The sequence below is a fragment of the Cryptosporangium minutisporangium genome (assembly GCF_039536245.1).
Taxonomy (GTDB): domain Bacteria; phylum Actinomycetota; class Actinomycetes; order Mycobacteriales; family Cryptosporangiaceae; genus Cryptosporangium; species Cryptosporangium minutisporangium.
Genome location: NZ_BAAAYN010000027.1, coordinates 17,447 through 36,082, shown reverse-complemented (window position 1 = coordinate 36,082; position 18,636 = coordinate 17,447). Strand labels below are relative to the sequence as shown.

Sequence of the window (18,636 nt, the reverse complement as noted above, 5' to 3'; positions counted from 1 at the left end):
GTGGCGGCCGCCGCCACCGAGGTGGCCTCGGACAGCAGCTTGGAGGCCTTGGACTCGGCCTTGGAGACCAGCTCGGCGGCGGTGGCCTCCGCCTTCGCCGTGACGTCGGCGGCGGCCTTCTCGGCGGTGGCCCGGTGCGTGTCGGCTTCGGTCTTGACCCGGTTCGCGTGCTCGTCGGCCTCGCGCCGGACCGAGGACGCGTACTGGTCCGCCTCGCCCCGAACCTTCGTGCTGTGCTCGTCGGCGCTGCGCCGCGTGGACATCGCGTAGTCGTCGGACTCCCGGGCCACGCGCTCGGCGTGGTCGTCCGCCGCTTTTCTCGTCTCGGACGCGAGCGCCTCGGCGGCGGACGTCGTCTCGGTCGCCTTCTGCTCGGCGGCCTCGATCAACTCGCTCGCCTTGCGGCGCGCCACCATCTTTGCGCCGGCAACCGTGGTCGCCGCCTCCTGCTCGGCGGCGTGCAGCTTCTCCTGGGCGTCGCGCAGTGCCTCGGCGGCTTCGTCCCGGTCGTCCTCGGCCTTCCGGGCGTGCTCCTCGGCCTGCGCACGGAGCGCGCTGGCCTTCTCCTGCGCGGTGCGGACGAGTTCGGCGGCCTTCTCCTCCGACTCCGCGAGCGCGCGGGCAACCTCCTCCTCGGCGTCCGCCCGGACGGTCGCGGCGGCGTCCTCGGCCTCCCGGGCGCGCCGGAAGACGTCGGCGGTCGCCTCGGCGGCCTCGGCTGCGGCCTGTGCTGCCTGCTCGTGCGCTTCGGCGACGACCGCCTCCGCGCGTTGCTCGGCATCGGCCTGCAGCGCCCGTACCCGCTCCTCCGCGCTCGCGACCAGCGTCGCGGCCTTCTCCTCGCCCGCGCTGCGCACCTTGGCCGCACGACGCTCGGCGTCGGCCACCAGGTCTTGCGCCCGCCGCTCGGCGGTGCCGACGAGGTCGCGGGACCGTGCCTCGGCGACCGTGATGATCGTCCGAGCCCGCTCCTGCGCCTGGCTCACCGTGGTCGCCGCGGTGTCGTCCGCGTCGCGCGTGACCAGCGCGGCCTGCTGCTCGGCCGCGTCGATCATCGTCTGGACCTGCTCGTCCGCCTGCGCGGTGTGCGCGGAGGCGACCCGCTCGGCCTCGGCGACGATCCGGGTCGCCTCTGCGGCGGCCTCGGTGGTGAGCGCGGTGCGCCGGGCCTCGGCCTCGGCGGTGAGCTCGTCGGCGCGCTGCTGCGCCTCCGCGGTCAGGCGGGCCGCCTCGGCCGCGGCGTCGTCGGTCAGTCGGGCGGCCTCCGCAGCCGCCTCGGCGGTGACCCGGGTTGCGGTCTCCTCGGCGCTGCGCCGGGTGGCTGCGGCGTAGTCGTCGGCCTCGCGGGCCACCCGCTCCGCGTGGTCGTCGGCCTTCCGGTTCGCCAGGACGACGTGTTCGTCGGCTTCACGGCGGGTGGCCTCGGCGTACTCGTCCGCGGCGGTCTGGGTGGTCGTGCGGTAGGTATCGGCTTCGGCGCGGATCGTCGTGGCGTAAGTGTCGGCCTCCCGGCGAGTACTCGTCGCGTACTCGTCGGCTGCCAGCCGGACCGTGCTCTCGTGGTCGTCGGCCAGCCGGGCGACCCGCTCGGCGTGGTCGTCGGCCTCCTTGCGGGTGGTGACCGAGTACTCGTCGGCATTACGCCGGGCGGAGCTGGCGTAGTCGTCGGCCTCGCGGGCCACACCCTCGGCGTGGTTGTCGGCCTTCTTGATCGCGGCGGCGGCCTTCTGCTCCGCGTCGGCGATGCGCTGCTCTGCCTCGGCGAGCCGGCTCTCGGCCTCCGCGATCAGCGCATCCGCCCGTTCGCGCGCCTCGGCCTCGATCGTGTTGGCCAGCTCGCGGGCCTCGGCGGCCAGCTCCTCGGCCTGTTCCTCGGCGGCGTTGACGGCAGCGGACAGCCGCTCGTTCGCGGCGGTCGTCAGCTGGTTGGCGTAGGAGTCGGCGTCGGACCGGGTACGCGTCGAGTAGGCCTCCGCCTCGCTCCGAGTGGTCTCGGCGTACTCGTCGGCGCCTTCGCGGACCTCCTGGGCGTAGGCCTCGGCCTCGGCCGGGAGTGCGGTGGCGCGCTCCTCGGCGTCCTGCAGGATCGCTTCCGCCCGGCGACGGGCCTCGGCCTCGTTCTCGTCGATGATCTCCTGGGCGCGGGCGATCTCCTCCCGCAGCCCGATGAGGTGTTCGACGAGCTCCCGCTCGGCCTCCTCGCGCTGCCGGGTGACCTCCTGCTCGGCGTCGCGCAGTAAGCCGCGGGCGTCCCGCGCGGCGTCGTCCAGGACGCGATGCGCGGCAGCCTCCGCCTCGGCGGCGGCTCGCTGGACGGTGTTCCGGGCGCCCACCAGCTCGTTCTGAGCGGTGGCGCGGATCTCGTTCGCCTCGGCCTCTGCCAGGTCGAGGATCTGCTGCACGCGGGCGCTGACCTCGGCGTGCGGGTTGCGGACGGCGTACTCCAGCTGCTGCCGCAGGTGGTAGATCTCGCCGCGGAGCCGGTCGATCTCGGCGTGCAGCCGCTCGACCTGGGCGGCGTACGCGTCCGAACGCGCGTACGCGGCGTCGCGGTCCGAAGCGACCGCGCCCAGCTCGCCTTCCATCCGGCGCAGCGCGTCTTCGACCTGACGTCGGTCGTATCCGCGCAGCACCACCTCGAACGACGGCATCGGTTCGCCGCCGCTCACCGGGAGAAGGCCGTGCCCGTCCTCCTGCGACATGCAGTCATACTCGCATCGTTCCGAGCCGGACCCCCATGGCGGCGGTCAGGCGCTCTGTAACTCCGGTGTGGGAATCGCCTGGCCGGCAACGCCCATCGACACATCGTTCCACGCGCCGACCGATCATGTGGTGTCTCGGCGTCGGCACCCTGTTAACGGTTGGTGACCCGGTGCGTACACCGGGTCACCGCGCCGTCGGTGAGTGCAGCCACCGCCCGGTGCCGGACCACGTCGCTGGGGCCCGGCGTCGGAGAACACCTCGATCGATCAGCCTCGCCCGTTTGCGCTCGGCGCCTCGACCGGCTCGGTCTTGGCCACCTCGGCGGCCTTCGCCACTGTGGCCGCCGCCGCGCCGCCGCCGACCAGGCCGGCGAGCATCTCGCGCAGCTGGCCGAGCTGCGTCGTGATCGCGTCCCGCTGGGCGGTGAGCTCGGACACCTGACGCTTGGCCTGCGTCGTGTTGTGCTCGGCGTTGGCCTTGGCGTCCGACATCAGGCGCTCGGACTCGGCGCGCGCCTCGCTGACGGTCTTGTCGGCGAGCGCCCGTGCCTTCTCGACGATGTCCTTGGCCTGGGCCTCGGCGGCCTTGCGGCGCGACTCGGTGTGGGCCTCGACCTCGCGGGCGCGGGTCTCGGCGACCCGGGCGCGCTGCTCGGCCTCGGCGACGAGCTTCTGGGTCTCGGCGACCGCGGCCGCGTGCCGCTGCGACTCCTCCTGCTCGGCCCGCTCGCGCCGCTCGGCCAGCTGGAGCTCGAGCTCCTGCAGGTCGTTGTCGCGCTTCTCGCGTGCCTCGGCCAGGATGCGGCTCGCCTCGCCCCGCTTCTGCTCGGCCTCGCGGGTGGCCTCGCTGCGCAGCTGCTCGGTCTCCTGCCGCACCGTGGTGCGCAGCTGCTCGGTCTCCGCCTTGACCTTGTTGCGGAGCTGCTCGGTCTCCTGCTTGGCCGCCGCCCGCAGCTGGGTCGCCTCCCGCTCCGCGGTGGCCTGCAGCTGCGCCACCTCGCGGTGTACCCGTGCCTTGAGCTCGGCGACCTCGTGGTCGGCCGTGGTGCGCATCTGCCGGGTCTCGCGGTCGGCGGTGGCCCGGATGGCGTCGACCTCGCGGGTGACCTCGGCATGGATCTCGCCCGCGTCGCGCTCGGCAGCTTCCCGCACACCGGTGGCGTCCCGCTCGGCGGCGACCTTGACGGACTGCGCCTCCGCGCGGGCCTTCTCGGTCAGCTCGCGCGCCTGCAGGCGGGCGGCCGAGAGAGTCTCCTCGGCCTTCTTCTCCGCCTCGGTGCGGTGCTCGTTCGCCTGCTCCTCGGCCAGCCGCAGCAACTGCTCGACCCGGGTACCGAGGCCGGACAGCGTCGGCTTCGAGTTCTCCTGGAGCTGCTTCTGCTGGCTACGCATCTGCTGCTGCAACGCGGTGAGCTGCTGCTCGACCGCGCGCACCCGGTGGTGTGCCTCGGCGAGCTTCTGCTCGGCCTCGGACTTCGCGGACTGGTTCTGCGTCAGCTCGGTGGTGAGCCGCTGCAGGTGCTCGTTGACCTGGTGCCGGTCGTACCCGCGCAGCGCGATGGTGAAGCCCGGATCAGTGTTCGAGGAGTCGAAGAACGAGAGGTTGTTCTCGGTGGGGGTCGGCTGCATGCCGCCCACTATCGCAGACCCGGATGGCCGCATCTAGCGAACCCTCTCTCACATTCGACGCGAAAAACCCAAGCGACACACCGTACGGCGGTTCGGCTGATCCGCGACTCAGCGGAACACCCCAGTGCACTGGTGCACCACGCGTTTCGACGGCGTCCATTTCACTGTGTGTGATCTTTTCTGGACGCCTCGGCGCGATTGGGTAGTCGGACGAGCAGTTCCGAATCGACGCGATGCCCCACCGCCGGGGTGGCGCCCGGGCCGTCCTCCCCCGGACAAACCGAGGCCGTGACGAGCGGCCCCCACGGCGCCCGGCACGGCCTCGGTCGAGACTTGTTCAGGCCCGGCGCACCATCGGTGCGCTTCGCGATGCCCGGCTACGTGGCGATCGCTCGGCGAACCGGGCCTGGACAAGCCTCATCGATCAGCGTGAGCGGAACCGGTTGATCGCGTCGATGTGCCGGTTCCGCTTCTCCTCGTTCCGCACGCCGAGACCCTCCTCCGGCGCCAGGCAGAGCACGCCGACCTTCCCCTGATGAAGGTTCCGGTGGACGTCGAAGGCTGCCTGCCCGGTCTGCTCGAGCGGGTAGACCTTCGAAAGAGTCGGATGAATCCGTCCGGTCGCAATTAGGTCGTTGGCGAGGTAAGCCTCGCGGTAGTTAGCGAAATGCGACCCGATAATGCGCTTCAGGTTCATCCAGAGGTAACGGTTGTCGTACTGGTGCAGATAACCGGAAGTGGAGGCACAAGTAACGATGGTGCCGCCCTTGCGAGCCACGAACACACTCGCGCCGAACGTCTCCTGACCCGGGTGCTCGAACACGATGTCGGGGTCTTTACCGCCGGTCAGCTCGCGGATCTTGGCGCCGAAACGGCGCCACTCCCGCGGGTCCTGGTTGTGCTCGTCCTTCCAGAACTTGTAACCCTCGGCGTTGCGGTCGATCACCAGGTCTGCGCCCATCGAGCGGACGATCTCGGCCTTGTCCGGGCTGGAGACCACACACACCGGGGTCGCGCCCGACGCCAGCGCCAGCTGGGTGGCGTACGAGCCCAGACCGCCGGAGGCGCCCCAGATGAGAACGGTGTCGCCGAGCTTCATGCCGGCGCCGTTGTTGCTCACCAGCTGCCGGTAGGCGGTCGAGTTCACCAGGCCGGGGGAGGCCGCTTCCTCCCACGAGAGGTGGTCGGGCTTGGGCATCAGCTGGTTGGCCTTGACCAGCGCGAGATCGGCCAGGCCGCCGAAGTTCGTCTCGAAGCCCCAGATGCGCTGCTCGGGGTCGAGCATCGTGTCGTCGTGACCCTCGTGGCTCTCCAGCTCGACCGAGAGGCAGTGCGCGACGACCTCGTCGCCGACCTTCCACTTGTTCACGCCCGGGCCGGTGCGCAGCACGACGCCGGCCAGGTCGGAGCCGACCACGTGGTACGGCAGGTCGTGCCGCTTGGTCAGCGGCGAGAGCCGGCCGTACCGCTCGAGGAAACCGAACGTGGACACCGGCTCGAAGATCGACGTCCAGACGGTGTTGTAGTTGACCGCCGAGGCCATCACCGCGACCAGCGCTTCGCCCGGCCCGAGCTCCGGGGTGGCGATCTCCTGGACGTGCAGCGATTCCCGGGGATCCTTGTCGCGGGTGGTCCGCCCGGCGAACATGTCCACCTCGTCCTTGCGGACCACTACACCGCGGTAGGACTCGGGCACCTCCAGCGCGCCTACTGCGTCCAGCTCATCGGCAAGGATCGCGTCGAGGATCTGCTTCACGGGTCGGCGCCTCCAGATCGGTCCTACAGGGCTTGGGAGTGGCCGAATGTTACCCACCAGTAATGATTCAGAAGACCATCCTGTGACCCACTCCACCCGGTGGGTCCGGCTGGGCAGCGGCCGCCTCCCCGCAGCTCAGCGCGCTCGCGCTGCCACGGACGGGGCGGCCGTGGCCGCCGGGGTCAGTGGGCGCCGCCGGGCTCCACCAGCTCGACTAGGACACCGCCGGTGTCCTTGGGGTGGACGAAGTTGATCCGCGATCCCGCGGTGCCGCGCCGCGGCGCGTCGTAGAGCAGCCGTAGGCCCTTCGCGCGCAGCTCTTCACTGGTCTTCTCGATGTCGTCGACCGTGTAGGCCATCTGCTGAATGCCGGGTCCGGACCGGTCGAGGAACTTGCCGATCGCGGAGTCGGCCCGGAGCGGCGCCAACAGCTGCACCCGGCCGGTCGACGGGTCGCCGTCCGCCGGCACCAACATCGCCTCCCGGACGCCCTGCTCCTCGTTCACCTCTTCGTGTTCGGCGACGAGACCGAACGTGTCCCGGTAGAACGCGAGCGCCTCGTCCAGATCCGGAACGGCGATACCGACATGGTCGATCCGGCGAATGGCCATCAGTGGCTCCTCACGGCAGCGTGCTTGTGGAACGATTCCGCGGTTTCCCGCGTCGTGGCCGCTGAAGGTACGTGAAGCCATCCGCGGATGGCTGTGGCATCTCTCACGGCACCATTGAAGCTACTCATCGGTATGGTGACGTGACATCCCCGTAATCATCTTTTCGGAGGCGTCCCATGACTTCCGTAATCGTCAGCGGCGCGCGCACCCCCATGGGGCGGCTCCAAGGGTCGCTGAAGGATTTCTCGGCAGCCGATCTCGGCGGCGTGGCGATCAAGGCCGCCCTCGAGCGCGCCGGGGTCGCCCCCGAGCAGGTGCAGTACGTGATCATGGGTCAGGTGCTGCAGGCCGGTGCCGGCCAGAACCCGGCGCGCCCGGCGGCATTCAAAGCCGGAATTCCGATGAGCGTCCCGACGATCACGATCAACAAGGTCTGCCTGTCGGGCCTGGACGCGATCGCGCTCGCCGATCAGCTGATCCGCGCCGGTGAGTTCGACATCGTGGTGGCCGGTGGCCAGGAGTCGATGACGAACGCGCCGCACGTGCTGCCGAAGTCGCGCGCCGGGTACAAGTACGGCTCGATCGAGGTCCTCGACTCGATGGCGCACGACGGCCTGACCGACGCGTTCGACAAGATCGCGATGGGCGAGTCCACCGAGAAGTTCGTCGGGGTCGCCGGGCTGACCCGCGAGGACCAGGACGCGTTCAGCGCTCGCAGCCACCAGCGTGCGGCCGCCGCGGCGAAGAACGGCGTGTTCGACGCCGAGATCGCGCCGGTGTCGATCCCGCAGCGCAAGGGCGACCCGATCGTGTTCTCCACCGACGAGGGCGTGCGGGCGGACACCACCACCCAGACCCTGGCCAAGCTCCGGGCCGCGTTCGCCAAGGACGGCACGATCACCGCTGGTTCGTCGTCGCAGATCTCCGACGGTGCGGCCGCGGTCGTCGTGATGAGCAAGGCCAAGGCCGAGGAGCTGGGTCTGACCTGGCTGGCGGAGATCGGCGCGCACGGCAACGTCGCGGGCCCGGACAACTCCCTCCTGCCGCAGCCGGCGAACGCGATCGAGCACGCCCTGGGTAAGGAAGGCCTCTCGGTGGCCGACCTGGACCTGATCGAGATCAACGAGGCGTTCGCCGCGGTCGGTGTCCACTCGGCGCGGGCCCTCGGCCTCTCCGAGGAAGAGATCGACGCGAAGGTCAACGTCAACGGCGGGGCGATCGCGCTGGGCCACCCGATCGGGATGTCCGGCGCGCGGATCGCGCTGCACCTGGCGCTGGAGCTGCAGCGCCGCGGTGGCGGTGTCGGTGCGGCCTCGCTCTGCGGCGGCGGTGGCCAGGGCGACGCGTTGATTCTTAAGGTTGCGGCCCGCTGACGTGCGAGTCTGACAGTCGAGCGGGCCTCCTTACGACGCCAGGGCCAAGGTCACGACGTCGGCCCGCTCGACTGCCAGACTCGTCCTCAGCGGGCTCCATGTTCGAACAATCGCGCGCCTGGCGGCGCTTGAACAGCAACTGCGTGTTGCGGACGCTGAGGGCAGCAGCCGTCGGGCGAACCGGGGAGGGTCGTGAGCGCGTCTAGCCGGCGGGGTGTCGACGTCGGGGCGCTCGTCGAGCAGGCGCGGGACGGGTCGCCGCGCGCGGTCGCCCGGCTGGTGAGCATGGTCGAAGATGCCAGCCCCGCGCTGCGCGAGGTCGCGGCGACGCTGGCCCCGCACACCGGCCACGCGTACGTGGTCGGGCTGACCGGTTCTCCCGGCGTCGGCAAGTCGACGAGCACCAACGCGTTGGTCGGGGCGGTCCGGGCGCGAGGCCTGCGAGTCGGCGTCCTGGCGGTCGACCCGTCGTCGCCGTTCTCCGGAGGGGCGCTGCTCGGCGACCGGGTCCGGATGCAGGAGCACGCGACCGACGCCGGGGTGTTCATCCGGTCGATGGCGTCGCGCGGGCACCTCGGGGGCCTGTCGTGGGGCACCCCGCAGGCGATTCGCGTGCTCGACGGCGCCGGCTGCGACGTGATCCTCGTCGAGACCGTCGGCGTGGGGCAGGCCGAGATCGAGATCGCGTCGCTGGCCGATACGACGATCGTCCTGCTCGCGCCCGGGATGGGGGACGGTATCCAGGCGGCGAAGGCCGGCATCCTGGAGATCGCCGACGTGTTCGTCGTCAACAAGGCGGACCGGGACGGTGCACAATCGACGGTCCGTGACCTGCAGGGCATGCTCGGGCTCGGCGGACGCTACGCCGACGACGCCCACTGGCGGCCACCGATCGTGAAGACCGTGGCGGCGCGGAACGAGGGCGTGGACGACGTGCTCGCGGCGATCGACGCGCATCGCGCCTGGCTGGAGAAGACCGGTGGGCTGCGCTCGAGGCGACGTGAGCGGGCCGCGCGAGAGGTCGAGGCGATCGCCGTGGCGGCGTTGCGCGCGCGGATCGGTGACCTGCGCGGGGGAGTGGCGCTGGACTCCCTCGCCGACCAGATCCTCGACGGCAAGCTCGACCCCTACGCCGCCGCGGACGCCCTGCTCGCCGAGACATCGGACTGACGCTCGCGCGCGAAGCCGTGCACCGATCGGGGGTACTGAGGGGCGCGGTGACCCCGGTTGCCCGTAGCGTTAGGCGCATGGCTCGGTCACCGGGGTACGCCCAGCCTGGCGACGCCGACCTACCGGCGGACTTCCCCCTCTCGGTTCCCGATGTCGCGCACGAGCGACGTCGGGATTTGCTGCGCCGCTGGTGGCGCTCGCGTGGACACCAGCGCAACCTGCGGTACTGGTTACTCTTCCGCGGATTACCGGTACTGGTGGCGCTGGCGGTGCTCTACGTCATCACCGGGTTCGTCGTCGGCTGGCGCGACGCGTACGACGTCAGCCTCGGCATCGAGTCGCCCGCCGAGACCTCCGCGCCGGTGCTGGCCTGGTTCCTTTCGGTGGCCGGGTGGCTGGTGATGCCCGGTGTGGCCGGTGCGGTCGCCGGCTACGTCGTCAGCGACTCGATCGCATCCCGCCGCTCCCGCTCGCTCACCGATCACTTCCCGCAGATAACCAAGGACGACCTCCGCGACATCCTGCGGGAACTCGACGATGAGTGAGCTGATCCCGCTGTTGTGGGAGCTGGTCGGCACGGAGGGCTCCGGCGACGCGGCCCGCAACGGCGACGCGACCCGGAACGGTGCCCGCCGCGGGTTCCTCGCGGTGCCGCCACCGGCGACGTCCGGGTGGCCCGGTGTCCCGACCGAGTTCGTGCCGACGTTCGTCAAGATCCACCATGGATCGGACACCGCGCCACCGGTCGCGGTCCGCAGCGCGCGCAACGGAGACGGCGATCTCGGCTGGCGGACGGCCCAGGCGCACTGGGAAGTCGTGGTCTCGAGAGTGCTCGATACCGATATCGTGAAGCCCAATGTGTCCGGAGAACTCGCGATCCGTCGAGCAGTTCGCGCATCCGCGCTACTCTTGAACAAAATGGCGCGCCAAGGGCGATGCCCCATCTGTCCGCAGCCCGCGATGGTGAGCTCCCGGTAGAGGAGGCCGACGGTGGGATCCGACGACCGGCTGGGTGCACACGACCCTGATGCTGAGCTTTTCGCGTCCGCACATCTGCGAGGCAGTTTCCGCGAGCTGAGCCGCGAACTCTTCGACGCCGCCTTCCCCGACGCCCGGCAGGGCTGGGTCGACCAGCAGGTGGCCACGTCCGTCGTCGAGGTCGGTACGGCGCTCGACGTCCGCCTGCTCCCCTCCGACGCCGATCTGCGCGCCGGGCGGCTCGACGGCGCGGAGCTGCGCGGGGCCGACCTGCGGGACGCGCAGCTGGAGAAGGCCGAGCTCGGCGGCGCCGATCTGCGAGAGACCTGTCTGGCTCGGGCCGACCTCCGCGGCGCGACCCTGCGGACCGCGAACCTGCGGTCGGCCAACCTCCGCTCCGCCCGGCTCGCCGACGCCGACCTGGTGCGCGCTCAGCTGCGCCGCACCGACCTGGTGGCGGCCGACCTGACCGGTGCCGACCTGCGCGAGGCCGACCTGGGCATGGCCCACCTGGTCGGTGTCGACGCCGACCGCGCCCGGTTCGACGGCGGGACGCTGCCCGGTGCCGACCTGTCGACGGCGTCGCTGCGCCGGGCCTCCCTGGCCGACGCGAACCTCCGCCGGGCCGACCTCAACCGGGCGGTGCTGGCCGGAGCCGTGCTGTGCGGTGCCGACCTGACCGGTGCGGTGCTCACCGGGGCGGTCCTGCTCGACGCCGATCTCGCCGACGCGGACCTCTCCGAGGTCGTGTGGTCGGTCGACACCCGGTGGCCCGGTGCGCTCGCCGCGGTCATCCGGACCCGGTCGGACCAGATCGGCCCGGACACGTACCGCATTCGCCCCGGCGCAGCCATCCGGGCGCGCGTCCCCGCCTGACCGTCGCTCGCCGAGCCCGCGGCTACCCGAGCCCGTCGTTTGCCGAGCCCGTCGTTTGCCGAGCCCGCCGTTTGCCGAGCCCGCCGCTCCCCGAGCCCGTCGCTCCCCGAGCCGGCATCTCGACGGCCGCCGGGTGCTGGCACCCACCAGCGCCCCGCTCACCGCCCACCCACGTGTGCCCCGATCAGCCGGGTGCCGCCCGCCCGCACTTGCCGATCTCACGCCCGCGAGTGCCCTGGGCGCAGTGGTCTTCCCGAAACTCGAGTGCGCGCGTGCTTTCGGCGGGCTGGTCTTCCCGACCATCCGTGACCAACGGTCTGCATCCTCACACGGTCGTGGCAATGGGGTGGCCGGCTACGCGGCAGAGGTAGTCGTCGGTGTGGCGCCGCTCATGGTTGGCGCGCATTCCGGGTTGAGCGGCGGATGGTTGTCGCCCTCTCGGCGCGGAGCGGCATGCGGTTGTCGCACTCTCGGGGCTGCGTCCGGAGTGGTTGTCGTGGATTCCGGACCATGGCGCGGAAACGACGACAACCATCTCGGCGGCCCCCGGAAACGGCGACAACCAAGCCCCACCGACCGTGCGGTAGTCGGAGCTCGTGCTCAACACCGGCGTCGTTCCGTGCGGATACCCGCCGCCGATGCAGCGGCGTCCCCGCCGTTGCCCGACGGGCACCCGGTCCCGGGGCGTTGCCACGACCGCAGGAATCCGCCGGCCCACGAGCGGTGGTCTTCCCGAAACCACCCCCCGCGCGGCCGGGCTGCGGTGGTGTTCCCGAAAAGGCCCCACCCGGCGGGCCCGGCAGCGCCCGTTGAGATAGGCCCAGGACCGGCTGCGTCTACCCTCGGCGGGGATCCTCCGCTGAATCGTCTACGCTTTGTCGTCAAAGACCGGTCGCCAGCACGAGTGGAGCCCCGACGGTGTCGAACACCTCCGCAACCACCCCTTCCACCACCACGTTCCGGCTCTTCCGCCTCGCGGCGCTGGCCGAAGCGCTCTCCTGGACCGGCCTGTTGATCGGGATGGTCTTCAAGTACCTGATCGTCGAGAACGAGATCGGCGTCAAGATCTTCGGCCCGATCCACGGCGCGCTCTTCATCCTGTACCTGGTCTCCGTGCTGCTCACGCGCCCGGTGGCCGGCTGGAGCCTGCGCGCGACGTTCGTCGGCCTGATCGCTTCGATCCCCCCGTTCGGCACGCTGTTCTTCGAGCGCTGGGCCATGAAGAAGGCGAGCGAGCGGACGCCGACCTCCGCGGGCGTCTGAGCACCAGCAGACCCGGCGGGAGCCCGCAAGGGCAGGCCGTGCGCAGGGCCACGCGGGGATACCGGCTGCGGAGTGGAACACTGGGGACATGCGACAGCCGAATCCCCGCATGACGGCCGCCTCGCTGGCAGGCGCCGTCGACCTCTCCGCCCTGCGCTCCACTCCGCCCGCGGCTGCGCCGGCCGGTGGCGGACCGGCGGGCGCCGACCCGACGCCGGCCCCGACCGGCAACACGCCGTACGTCATCGACGTCACCGAGGCGACGTTCCAGAACGAGATCCTGCAGCGCTCGCTGCAAACCCCGGTCGTCATCGACTTCTGGGCCGAATGGTGCCAGCCCTGCAAGCAGCTGTCGCCGGTCCTCGAGAAGCTCGCCGTCGAGGGTGACGGCGCCTGGGTTCTCGCGAAGATCGACATCGACGCCAACCCGCGACTGGCGCAGGCGTTCCGCGTCCAGAGCATTCCGTTCGTGATGGCGATCGTGAACGGCCAGCCGGTCGACGCGTTCGCCGGCGTCCAGCCGGAGGCCAACCTCCGGCAGTGGCTGGCTGCGATCCTCAAGGCCGCCGGTGGTGAGGCGGAGGTGCCCGCCGACCCGCGCTTGCTGGACGCCGACGACAAGCTCCAGGCCGGTGACCTGGACGGCGCCGAGGCAGCGTACAAGGCGCTGCTCGCGGAGACGCCGAACGACCAGAACGCCACCAGCGGGCTGGCCCAGATCGGGCTGATGCGACGACTGGAAGGCGTCACCGACGGCCGGGCCGTGCTCGCCGCCGCCGAGGCCGCGCCGGCCGACGTGGATCTCCAGACGCGCGCCGCCGACGTCGAGTTCGTGTCCGGGCTCGCCGAGCAGGCCTTCGCGCGCCTGATCACGCTCATTCGCCGAACGGCCGGGGACGACCGCAACCGGGTGCGGACCCACCTGCTCGATCTGTTCGCGATCGCGCCGCCGGACGACCCGGTGGTCATCAAGGCGCGTCGCGATCTGACCAGCGCGCTGTTCTGACCGAAGTGACCAAAGGGAGCCGTGCGACCGTGCACGGCTCCCTTTGTCATTCCGGAAAGCCCTGAGTTGCCGTTCCGGAGCGCGCCCGGCCGCGGAACCAAACGAGATGCCGCCACGGGTTAGGGTGACCGCTGGCACCGCCGGGTGACCGGGCGTCACCGCCCGTGTGCTCCCGAGCGGTGGTACGCAGTGTCGCGGCGAGGGTAGGGAGCGTAAATGGAGCGGCGTGCGCTGTCCGCCCGGCAGACGGAGGATGCGGGCCTGGAGCCCGTCGTCGACCCCCAGCTGGGGCTGTCGACCAACGACCCGGACGGTGACCTGCTGGCCTCGGTGGACGAGATCGAGAGCCACAAGGACGCGCTGATCACGAAGGCTGCCGAGGGCACGGACGACCGGCTGGTCGCCGCGCTGCTGCCGGTCTACTACCGGTACGTGCCGGCCGAGGAGCTGCTGCACCGCTCGCCGAGCGACTTGGGCGCCGCGGCGGCGTCGCACCGGGAGCTGGGCGCCGTCCGCGCCCGCGGGGAGCTGAAGCTCCGGGTCATCACGCCGGGTGGTGAGGCCGGCTGGTGCGGTGGACACACCGTGATCGAGCTGGTCACCGACGACATGCCGTTCCTGGTCGACTCGGTCACCGCCGAGCTGGCCCGACACGAACTCGGCGTCCACCTGCTGGTGCACCCGCAGATGGTCGTGGTCCGCGACGACGAGGGCACGCTCACCGAGATCCGGCCGGTCGGCGATCCGGACGCACCGGTCGCCGGCGAGGTCGTCGAGTCGTGGATGCACATCGAGATCGACCGGCGCTCCCGCCGAGGCGCCGAGGAGCAGCTCGAGACCGACCTCGGGCGGGTGCTCGCCGACGTCCGGTCGGCGGTGCAGGACTGGGACGAGATGCGGGGCCGCGCGCTCACGATCGCGGACAGCCTGACCCGCAAGGCGTTGCCGGTGCCGGACAAGGACGTCACCGACGCCCGGGAGCTGCTGCGCTGGCTCGCCGACGACCACTTCACGTTCCTCGGTTACCGCGAGTACACGCTGCACGGCGACGGCGACGACCAGAGCCTGATCGCGGTACCCGGTACCGGGCTGGGCATCCTCCGGGACGGACCGAGCCGCCCGCGCCGCCTGGCCGACATGCCGGAGGAGGTCCGGGCGAAGGTCGTGGAGAAGCGCCTGCTGATCATCACCAAGGCGAACTCGCGGTCGACCGTGCACCGCCCGGCCTACCTGGACTACGTCGGTTTCAAGATGTTCGACGCGGACGGCAACGTGACCGGCGAGCGTCGTTTCCTCGGCCTGTTCTCGTCCGCCGCCTACCTGGACAGCGTCCGCGCGCTGCCGGTGATCTCCCGCAAGGTCGACGAGGTCCTGGCCCGCTCCGGCCTCTCCCGCAGTAGCCACTCCGGCAAGGACCTGCTGCAGATCCTCGAGACCTACCCCCGCGACGAGCTGTTCCAGATCGCCACCAGCGAGCTGTTCGACACGGTGATGGCCGTGCTGCGGCTCGGTGGCCGGCGGCGGCTGCGGCTGTTCGTCCGCCGGGACGCCTACGGCCGATTCATCTCGTGCGTCGTCTACCTGCCGCGGGACCGGTACACCACGCAGAACCGGCTGCGGATGCAGGACATCCTGATGGACGCCCTGCACGGGGTCGGCGTCGACTACACCACCCGGGTGACCGAGTCGGTGCTCGCCAGGGTCAAGTTCGTCGTCCGCACCGACCCCGGTGCGTCGGTCGGACCGATCGACGTCGACGCGCTGCAGCAGCGGCTGGCCGACGCGACCCGCAGCTGGGACGACGAGTTCGCGGCCGAGATCCGCCGGGAGATCGGCGAGGAGCAGGCCACCCGGCTGCTGCGCCGGTACGGCACCGCGTTCAGCGCCGCGTACCAGGCGGAGCACTCCGCGGCCGAAGCGGTCGAGGACCTGTCCCGGATCGAGGTCCTGGAGGACGAAGGCGACCTCGGCGTCAGCCTCTACCGCTCCGCCGACCGCGGCCTCCGGTTCACCGTGTACCGGCTCGGGGACGCCATGGCGCTCTCCGACGTGCTGCCGGTGCTGCACTCGCTCGGCGTCGAGGTCGTCGACGAGCGGCCGTACCGGGTGCAGCGCGCCGACGACCGGCCGACCTGGGTCTACGACTTCGGGCTGCGGGTCCGGTCGGCGGTGGACGGCCGCCAGGCGAGCGGCCCGGTCGGCCGTGCGGTCGCCGAGTCCGGCCCGTTCGCGGCGCCTGGTCCGGTCGACATCCGTCGCGTGCACTCGGCGATGGAGAACGCCTTCGCGGCCTGCTGGCGCGGCGAGTGCGAGGTGGACGGGTTCAACGCGCTCGTCGTCTCGGCCGAGCTGGCCTGGGACGAGGTCGTCGTCCTCCGCGCGTACGCGAAGTACCTCCGGCAGGCGGGCAGCCGCTGGTCGCAGGAGTACGTGGAGCGGGTGCTCGCCGAGCATCCGAAGATCGCCCGGCAGCTCGTCGACCTGTTCACCGCCCGCTTCGACCCGAACTTCCGGGGCGACGCCGACGCACGTGCCGCCGCTGCCGACACGCTGCTGGTCTCGCTCACCGAGGCGCTGGACGCGGTGGAGAGCCTGGACGCCGACCGCATCCTGCGCAGCGTGCTCACGCTGATCACCGCGACGCTGCGGACGAACCACTTCCAGCGTGGCCGGGACGGCAGGCACAAGCCGTACCTGAGCTTCAAGATCGACCCGCGGGCCGTGCCCGACCTGCCCGCGCCGCGGCCGGCGTTCGAGATCTTCGTGTACTCGCCCCGGGTGGAGGGTGTCCACCTGCGGTTCGGCGCGGTGGCCCGCGGCGGCCTGCGCTGGTCCGACCGGCGCGAGGACTTCCGCACCGAGATCCTCGGCCTGGTGAAGGCGCAGATGGTGAAGAACACCGTGATCGTGCCGGTGGGCTCCAAGGGCGGCTTCGTGGTGAAGAACCCGCCGCCGACCGGGGACCGGGACGCGCTGATGGCCGAGGGCATCGCGTGTTACCGCACGTTCATCCGCGGCCTGCTCGACCTCACCGACAACCTCAAGGACGGGCGGATCGTCGTGCCGCCGGTCGACGTCGTCCGGCACGACGGGGACGACAGCTACCTGGTGGTCGCCGCCGACAAGGGCACCGCGACGTTCTCCGACATCGCCAACGAGGTGGCCGCCGAGTACGGCTTCTGGCTCGGCGACGCGTTCGCATCCGGCGGGTCGGTCGGCTACGACCACAAGGCGATGGGCATCACCGCCCGGGGTGCCTGGGAGTCGGTGAAGCGGCACTTCCGCGAGCTGGGCCTGGACACCCAGACGCAGGACTTCACGGTGGTCGGCGTCGGTGACATGTCCGGCGACGTGTTCGGCAACGGCATGCTGCTCTCCGAGCACATCCGGCTGGTGGCCGCGTTCGACCACCGCCACATCTTCGTCGACCCGACGCCGGATGCGGCCGTCGGCTTCGCCGAGCGACGCCGGCTGTTCGAGCTGCCGCGGTCGAGCTGGGCCGATTACGACGCGTCGCTGATCTCGGCCGGGGGCGGCGTGTTCCCGCGCTCGGCGAAGGCGATCGACGTGACGCCGGAGATGCGTGCGGCGCTCGGTCTGGCCGACACGGTGACCCGGGTCAGCCCGGCCGAGCTGATGCGGGCGATCCTGCTCGCCCCCGTCGACCTGCTGTGGAACGGCGGCATCGGGACGTACGTCAAGGCGTCCGACGAGACGCATGCGGACGCCGGGGACAAGTCGAACGACGCGGTCCGGGTCGACGGGCGGCAGCTGCGCGTCCGAGTCGTGGGCGAGGGCGGCAACCTGGGCCTGACCCAGCGCGGCCGGATCGAGTACGCGCTCGCGGGTGGCCGGGTCAACACCGACGCGATCGACAACTCCGCCGGCGTCGACACGTCCGACCACGAGGTCAACATCAAGATCCTGCTCGACCAAGCGGTGCACGCGGGTGAACTGGACACCGGAGCACGGAACACGCTGCTGGCCGAGATGACCGACGAGGTCGCCGAGCTGGTGCTCCGCGACAACTACAGCCAGAACGAAGCGCTGGGCCTGGCCCGGCACCTGGCCCCACGCCTCTACGGCGTGCACCGGCGGCTGATCGCGGAGCTGGAGCGGTCCGGCCGGCTGAACCGCGCGCTGGAGTTCCTGCCCGACGACGAGACCGCGGACGCCCGTGCGGCGGCCGGTGAGGCGCTCACGTCGCCGGAGCTCTCGGTCCTGCTCGCGTACGTGAAGATCGGGCTGGCCGACGACATCCTGGCCAGCGCGGTGCCGGACGACCCGTGGTGCCGACCGATCCTGCGGAACTACTTCCCGACCGCGCTGCGGGACCGGTACGCGAAGTACGCCGAGACCCACCCGCTGCGGCGGGAGATCATCACGACCGCCGTGGTGAACGAGGTGGTCAACCACGGCGGTATCTCGTTCGTCTACCGGGCGGTGGAGGAGACCGGGGCGAGCCCGGCGGAGGTCGTCCGGGCGTACGCGGTGGTCCGGGACGTGTTCGGTCTCGGCGAGCTCTGGGCAGCGGCGAACACGCTCGACGCGTCCTGCCCGATGTCGGCGCAGACCGCGGTGATGGTGCAGGCCCGGCGGGTGCTCGACCGGGGCGTGCGCTGGCTGCTGCAGAGCCGGAGCGGCACGATCGACGTCGAAGCCGAGATCGCCCGGCTGCGGCCCGGTATGACCGCGCTGACCGCCGAGATGGGCGGGCTGATGCTCGGTCGGGAGGCCGAACGGTACCGCTCGTTCGAGGCGGAGCTGGAGGACGAAGGGGTACCGGAGCCGCTCGCCGACCGGGTGACCGCGGCGCTTTACGGGTTCGGTCTGCTCGACGTCGTCGAGTTGACCCAGCAGACCGAACTGTCCGGGCGTGAGGTCGCGACGCTGTACTACACGCTCTCCGAGCGGTTCCGGGTGGACGAGATGCTGGACCGGATCTCGGCGCTGCCCCGGGCCGACCGGTGGCAGGCGCTGGCGCGGCTGGCACTCCGGTACGACCTGTACAGCGCGCTCGACAGCTTGACGCGGGAGGTGCTGCGCCGGGTGCCGGGGGAGATGTCGGCCGACGAACGGGTGAGCCGCTGGGCGGACGCGAACGCGGACAACATCAGCCGGGCGCTGACGACGCTGGCTTTGCTCGCCGAGGACGCGCCGTCCGACCTCGCGACGCTGACCGTGGTGCTCCGCCAGATCCGCACGATCGTGCGCGCGAGCTCGGCGCACGCGGTGTAGCGCCCCTGCGGGGCTTCGCGCCGAATGACGCCGA

The 18,636-nt window shown here is 71.3% G+C and carries 12 protein-coding genes; 8 read left to right on the top strand and 4 right to left on the bottom strand.

What is annotated here, in order from left to right; translation table 11 throughout:
- The 4 genes from ABEB28_RS21475 to mce form a co-directional block, all read right to left on the bottom strand.
- Positions 1 to 2,702 (bottom strand): hypothetical protein (locus ABEB28_RS21475; RefSeq protein ID WP_425558984.1); only part of this gene is annotated, 2,702 nt, incomplete at its 3' end.
- A 267-nt stretch (positions 2,703 to 2,969) separates the two neighbouring features.
- Entirely contained in the window at positions 2,970 to 4,331 is a 1,362-nt protein-coding gene (locus ABEB28_RS21470) for a coiled-coil domain-containing protein (protein ID WP_345729953.1), read from the bottom strand.
- Positions 4,332 to 4,755: 424 nt separating this feature from the next.
- The gene (gene ccrA, locus ABEB28_RS21465; RefSeq protein WP_345729952.1) at positions 4,756 to 6,087 is read right to left on the bottom strand and encodes a crotonyl-CoA carboxylase/reductase; all 1,332 of its coding nucleotides are present in this window, start codon (positions 6,085 to 6,087) and stop codon (positions 4,756 to 4,758) included.
- A gap of 182 nt (positions 6,088 to 6,269) precedes the next feature.
- Positions 6,270 to 6,698, bottom strand: a complete 429-nt coding sequence (mce, locus tag ABEB28_RS21460; RefSeq protein WP_345729951.1) for a methylmalonyl-CoA epimerase — start codon at positions 6,696 to 6,698, stop codon at positions 6,270 to 6,272.
- A gap of 176 nt (positions 6,699 to 6,874) precedes the next feature.
- Here mce and ABEB28_RS21455 point away from each other — a divergent pair, with 176 nt between their 5' ends.
- The 8 genes from ABEB28_RS21455 to ABEB28_RS21420 all read left to right on the top strand — a co-directional run bounded on the left by ABEB28_RS21455 (position 6,875) and on the right by ABEB28_RS21420 (position 18,602).
- Positions 6,875 to 8,071, top strand: a complete 1,197-nt coding sequence (locus ABEB28_RS21455) for an acetyl-CoA C-acetyltransferase (protein WP_345729950.1) — start codon at positions 6,875 to 6,877, stop codon at positions 8,069 to 8,071.
- A gap of 192 nt (positions 8,072 to 8,263) precedes the next feature.
- Positions 8,264 to 9,241 (top strand): methylmalonyl Co-A mutase-associated GTPase MeaB, encoded by a 978-nt coding sequence (meaB, locus tag ABEB28_RS21450; RefSeq protein ID WP_345729949.1) that lies wholly within the window; start codon positions 8,264 to 8,266, stop codon positions 9,239 to 9,241.
- 77 nt (positions 9,242 to 9,318) lie between these two features.
- Positions 9,319 to 9,786 (top strand): DUF6313 family protein, encoded by a 468-nt coding sequence (locus tag ABEB28_RS21445; protein ID WP_345729948.1) that lies wholly within the window; start codon positions 9,319 to 9,321, stop codon positions 9,784 to 9,786.
- On the top strand, positions 9,779 to 10,219 hold the full coding sequence (locus ABEB28_RS21440) for a hypothetical protein (RefSeq protein ID WP_345729947.1): 441 nt from the start codon (positions 9,779 to 9,781) through the stop codon (positions 10,217 to 10,219). The genes ABEB28_RS21445 and ABEB28_RS21440 overlap by 8 nt, the downstream gene beginning before the upstream one ends.
- A gap of 12 nt (positions 10,220 to 10,231) precedes the next feature.
- Complete coding sequence (locus ABEB28_RS21435) at positions 10,232 to 11,095, top strand: pentapeptide repeat-containing protein (RefSeq protein ID WP_345729946.1); 864 nt, start codon at positions 10,232 to 10,234, stop codon at positions 11,093 to 11,095.
- 918 nt (positions 11,096 to 12,013) lie between these two features.
- Positions 12,014 to 12,358: a DUF3817 domain-containing protein gene (locus ABEB28_RS21430; RefSeq protein ID WP_345729945.1), complete on the top strand. Its 345-nt coding sequence runs from the start codon at positions 12,014 to 12,016 to the stop codon at positions 12,356 to 12,358.
- A gap of 88 nt (positions 12,359 to 12,446) precedes the next feature.
- Complete coding sequence (locus tag ABEB28_RS21425; RefSeq protein ID WP_345729944.1) at positions 12,447 to 13,364, top strand: tetratricopeptide repeat protein; 918 nt, start codon at positions 12,447 to 12,449, stop codon at positions 13,362 to 13,364.
- Positions 13,365 to 13,580: 216 nt separating this feature from the next.
- On the top strand, positions 13,581 to 18,602 hold the full coding sequence (locus tag ABEB28_RS21420; RefSeq protein WP_345729943.1) for an NAD-glutamate dehydrogenase: 5,022 nt from the start codon (positions 13,581 to 13,583) through the stop codon (positions 18,600 to 18,602).
- Positions 18,603 to 18,636 lie beyond the last annotated feature (34 nt).

Coding starts and splice junctions, on each gene's coding strand:
- ABEB28_RS21470 (WP_345729953.1), bottom strand. CDS start 4,331: ATGCAGCCGACCCCCACCGAGAACAACCTCTCGTTCTTCGACTCCTCG.
- ABEB28_RS21440 (WP_345729947.1), top strand. CDS start 9,779: ATGAGTGAGCTGATCCCGCTGTTGTGGGAGCTGGTCGGCACGGAGGGC.
- ABEB28_RS21445 (WP_345729948.1), top strand. CDS start 9,319: ATGGCTCGGTCACCGGGGTACGCCCAGCCTGGCGACGCCGACCTACCG.
- ABEB28_RS21420 (WP_345729943.1), top strand. CDS start 13,581: ATGGAGCGGCGTGCGCTGTCCGCCCGGCAGACGGAGGATGCGGGCCTG.
- ABEB28_RS21425 (WP_345729944.1), top strand. CDS start 12,447: ATGCGACAGCCGAATCCCCGCATGACGGCCGCCTCGCTGGCAGGCGCC.
- ABEB28_RS21455 (WP_345729950.1), top strand. CDS start 6,875: ATGACTTCCGTAATCGTCAGCGGCGCGCGCACCCCCATGGGGCGGCTC.
- mce (WP_345729951.1), bottom strand. CDS start 6,698: ATGGCCATTCGCCGGATCGACCATGTCGGTATCGCCGTTCCGGATCTG.